At 70.7% G+C, this 4,404-nt stretch carries 1 protein-coding gene and 3 pseudogenes; all 4 read left to right on the forward strand.

From position 1 onward, the window contains the following. Positions 1 to 483 (forward strand): annotated as a pseudogene (locus BLP62_RS13870) (hypothetical protein); the annotation flags it as partial. A 19-nt stretch (positions 484 to 502) separates the two neighbouring features. Further along, positions 503 to 2,464, forward strand: coding sequence for a dockerin type I domain-containing protein (locus BLP62_RS13260; RefSeq protein WP_143004385.1), 1,962 nt, complete (start codon positions 503 to 505; stop codon positions 2,462 to 2,464). A 109-nt stretch (positions 2,465 to 2,573) separates the two neighbouring features. After that, positions 2,574 to 2,927 (forward strand): annotated as a pseudogene (locus tag BLP62_RS14570) (hypothetical protein); the annotation flags it as partial. Between the two features lie 1,176 nt (positions 2,928 to 4,103). Further along, positions 4,104 to 4,404, forward strand: a pseudogene (locus BLP62_RS14555) (IS982 family transposase); the annotation flags it as partial.

The raw sequence follows: 4,404 nt of genomic DNA on the forward strand, positions 1-4,404 counted from the left end.
CTCGCGGTGGCCTCCTCCGTCAACCCCGGAACCTACGCCCTCAAGGTGCGGGGCACCTCGGGAAGCCTCACCCAGGAGGTGAACCTCACCCTCACGGTAACCGCCCCACCCAAGGGTCTGCGGCCTAGCCTCCTCGGCCGCTCGGGCAACGCCTACACCGTGGGCGTGGACCTGGTGGGCACTGCCGACTTCTACCGCGGGGCCCAGTTCACCGTGGAGCTTCCTTCAGGCTTCACCCTGAGTGCAACCACCGGGGAGCTCACCGGAGGTTGCTTCCTGGACTACGTGCAGGCGTCCAGCAACCCCAACCGCTGGAACGTGGCCTTGGTCTGCGGAAGCGCCTTCCAGGGCCCGGGGCAGCTTGCGGTGCTCACCGTAAGCGGAACCGGGGGCGGCACCCTGACCCTAAGCAACGGGGTCTTGGCGAAGCCGGACTACTCGGAGGAAAGCGTTCCCGGCGGTAGCCTTACCTTAGCCCCTTGAAGGAGGGAAGCGCATGCGCATGAACGCAAATCTCAAGCTGGTTCTGGCTTTATCCGCCCTAGCGGCCCTCGCAGGATGCGGCGGCCCCCAGGCCTTCCCCGGGGGGGATGGTGCCCTGCACTTCCAGGGAGAAGGGGTGCGGGGGTTTCTCCTCGAGGCGCGCTACGACCCCGCGGCCCTCCGTTACCTGGGGGCGGAGGGGGGGTTCCTCCTGGAAAGCTACGCCCCGGAACCCGGCCGCCTCCGCCTGGCCGGGGTGAGCTACACCCCCCAGTCCGGGGAGGTCCTCCGCCTCCGCTTTCAGGCCCTGCGCCCGGGAGCTTCCCCCGAGGTGCGGGTCCTGGAAAGCCTGGGAGGCCCCCTGCGCCCGGCCCAGACCGCCTCCGGCCCCGCCCCCCAGGGCCTAAGGTCACTCGCCCTCACCCCCCTCCCCGGGGTGGACCAGAGCGAGGTGGCGCCAGACTTCGCCCAAAACCCCCTGGGGGACCTGAACGGAAGCGGCGCGGTGAGCCTGGCCGACGCCCTCCTCCTCGCCGACCTCCTCTCGGGAGCCGAGTCCCCTACCCCCTACCGGCGCTACCACGGGGATCTGGACAGCAACGGCCAGGTGGACGAGCAGGACGTGGTGCGCCTCCTGCGCAAGCTGGTGAACCCCAGCCTGGGGGCGGGCCTCGAGGTGGCCCCCCTCCGCCTCGCCCTGAACCCGGGGGAAAGCGCCTACGTTCTCGTGGGGAACTCGGGCAACGAGCCCCTGCCCCCCCTGGTCCTCGAGGCCGCCCCCGGCCTCTCCGTGGCCGAGGAGACCCCGTCCGGTTACGCCGGGCGGGTCTACCGGGTGGCGGCCAGCCAGAGCGTCTCCCAAGGGGCCCTCCTCTTCCGGGCCGGGAACCAGGCCCGGGCCGTGGCGGTGAACGGCACCGCCCCCGACTTCCTCCTCGGCCTCTCGGGCACGCCCACGGGTCCGGTGGGGGGCACCGCCCAGGCCACCCTCACCCTCACGCCCCTCAACGGCTTCACCGGGACCGTAAGCCTCAGCCTGGTGGACCCTCCCGCGGGGGTAAGCCTCTCGCCCGCAGGCCTCATTGTGTCCGGCCCCGACCCCGTGGACCTGCCCCTCACCCTCACCCTGGACCCGGGACTTGCCCCCCAGGACTACCCCCTCACCCTGAGGGCCTCGGGGGGAAGCCGGACGAGGGAGGTCCAGTTCACCCTCAAGGCCACGGACTTCGCCCTCGCGGGAAGCCCCGCCCTCACCCTCCCCTGGGGAGGAATGGGGAGCCTCGGGGTGGCGGTCCTCCCCCAAAACGGCTTCGCCACGCCCCTAAACCTCGCCCTGAAGCGTCAAGACGGGACCCCCCTCCCCCCGGGCCTCGCCCTCACCACCCCCACCCTCCCTCCAAGCGGGGGCCCGGTGGGGCTTCAGGTGCAAAACCCTCCCCCCGGGGACTACCCCCTCCGCCTCGAGGCCACCCCCCAAGGGGGCGGGGCCACCCGGAGCCTGGACTTCACCCTCACCGTCACCTACAGCCCCGAGTGGCGGGTGGTCCTCTCCTGGACGTCCGGGGCCGATCTGGACCTCCACCTCTTCTACCCCGATACCCCGGCCGCACACCACGTCTACTGGCAAAACCCCGGCGTCTGCCCGCCCGCCGGGGAGGCCTGCCTCGAGGGGGACACCCTCCAAGGCCCAGGGCAGGAGGCCCTGCGCTTCACCTCCACCGGGGGAAGCTACAGGGTCTACGTCCACTGGTACTTCGGTGGGGGCAGCTGGGCCACGGCGGGGGCCCAGGTCCAGGTCTTCAACGCCGGCTACCCCGTGGGAAGCTTCCCCGCCCCGGGCGACCCCGGCGGGTACGGCACCTGGTGGCACGTCCTCACCGTGGGACCGGGTGGCCTCGAGGCGGGAAGCGGGGTGGCGGGGATCGCCCCCCAGGGGGGCCTGACCCCCTTGGGGCTTCCCCAAAAGCCCGGGAGGAGGTGAGGCCGTGCGCGCCCTTTGGCCCCTTCTCCTCCTCCTTGCGGCCTGCAACCTGGGCGGCCAGGCCCCAAGGCCCAAGGCCCCCCCCATAACCGGCGCCCCCACGGCCCCCGTGGCCCTGCCCGTCCTCCCAAGCCGCCCCCTCCCCGCCCTCTCGGGACCGGTCCCCCTGAGGCTTCTCGGGCCCCAAGCCCTTCCGGAGCGCCGCTACGAGGCCCGGATCCTCGTCCTCACCACCTCCTTTGACCCGGACCAAGCCCCCCACTTCGCCGCGGCCAAGGCCATCCTAGAGGCCTTCCTCATCCCCTACGAGGCCGTGGACCTGAGCGCTACCCCCTTCAGCCAGGTGCCCCTCACCCACCCGGACGGCACCGGCCGCTTCCAAGGGGTGATCCTGGCGGAGGGGGCCCTCGCCACCTGGCCCGGCCCCACCCTCCGCATGTCCGAGGAAGACTGGAACCGCCTCTGGGCCTATGAGCGGGACTACGGGGTGCGGGAGCTCATCCTCTACGCCTTCCCCGGGACCTACCCCGAGGACCGCTGCCTGCAGAACGTGGAGGGCTTGCTCACCCCAAGCCCCGCGGCCGACGACCCCGCGGTCATTGACCTCGGCCAGAGCTACCCCATCGCCCCCACCCCCGAGGGCCGCGCCCTCTTCCCCGACCTTAGGGGAACCCTACCCTTGCGCCACGCCTACGCCTACAAGGCGGCCCTAAGCGGCACTTGCCCCACCACCCCCCTCTTCGTGGACGGGGGGGGGGACGTCTTCGGGGCGGTGCGCACCACCCCGGACGGCCGGGAGCAGCTCCTCCTCACCTTTGACCAAAGCCCCTACCTCTTCCACACCTGGCTCCTCGCCCCGGGCCTCGTCCGCTGGCTCACCCAAGGGGTCTACGTGGGGGAGTACCGCCGCCACCTGCGGGTGGACGTGGACGACTGGTTTGTCTCCACGGCGATCCCCTCAGACGCCGCCCCCGGCGTGGGAGACGCCACCCCCTTCCGCCTAAGCGGAACGGAGGCCCAAGAGGCGGCCAGCAAGCAGGAGGCCCTGCGGCAGGCCTACCCCTTGGCCCAGGGGTTCACCCTGGACATCGCCCTAAACGGCTGCGGGGCCGTACAGGGGACGGGCGTCTGCGGGCCCTCCGCCACTTTGGGCGGGGAGCCCCTCAACCTGGGGGACGACCTGGTCCAGGCCACCCAGGCCCTCAAGGACGCCTTCCGCTACTACAACCACAGCTACACCCACTGGGACATGGACTTCGCCACCCTTCCCGAGGCCCAGAGGGAAATCGCCGAGAACAACCGGGTGGCGAGCCTCCTCGGCCTGCGCTACGAGCACACCGCCTTCAAGAGCGGCCAGTACTCGGGCTTTGGCTGGAAGGGGGCCAACCCCTACGACTTCCCCAGGACGGACTACGGCCTCGAGGCCTCCGACCCCGACTTCCTCCAGGCCCTCCAGGAGCACAAGGTGCGCTTCGCCAAGGTGAGCTGGTCGGTGGAAAGCCAAAAGCCCCCCTGCCTCTCCTGCGCCTTCCCCCACCCCCTGGCCCCCGGGCTCTACCTCACGGCCGACTGGCCCACCAATGTCTTCTATAACCCAAGTTGCTACCTATCCCCTGGATCTGAAAAAATAGTGGCCGCTATGCTTTCCCGTCTCATAGCGGCCTTTTGCATTATAGACGACGCCCTGCAAGCCATGGGCTACAAGGATGACCCCCAAGCCAAAACGCCCGCCTCCGCCATCCTCACCCTCGCCCTCCTTGCCGCCCTAGAGTTCGGCGGCAAGCACAACAAGGCCCTGGCCCTCGCCAAAGACCTCGGCCTCTTCACCCACGTCCCCTCCCCAAGCCGCTTCAACCGCAGGCTCCACGCCCTCTACCCCCTCCTTCTCCCCCTCCTCCACCTCCTGGCCCAGGTCTGGAAGCACCTCCACCAGGCCCAGG

This window comes from Thermus arciformis, from assembly GCF_900102145.1.
Lineage (GTDB): Bacteria > Deinococcota > Deinococci > Deinococcales > Thermaceae > Thermus > Thermus arciformis.

Excerpts from the sequence above, each read along its gene's own strand:
- BLP62_RS13260 (WP_143004385.1), top strand. The coding sequence starts at position 503 with ATGAACGCAAATCTCAAGCTGGTTCTGGCTTTATCCGCCCTAGCGGCC.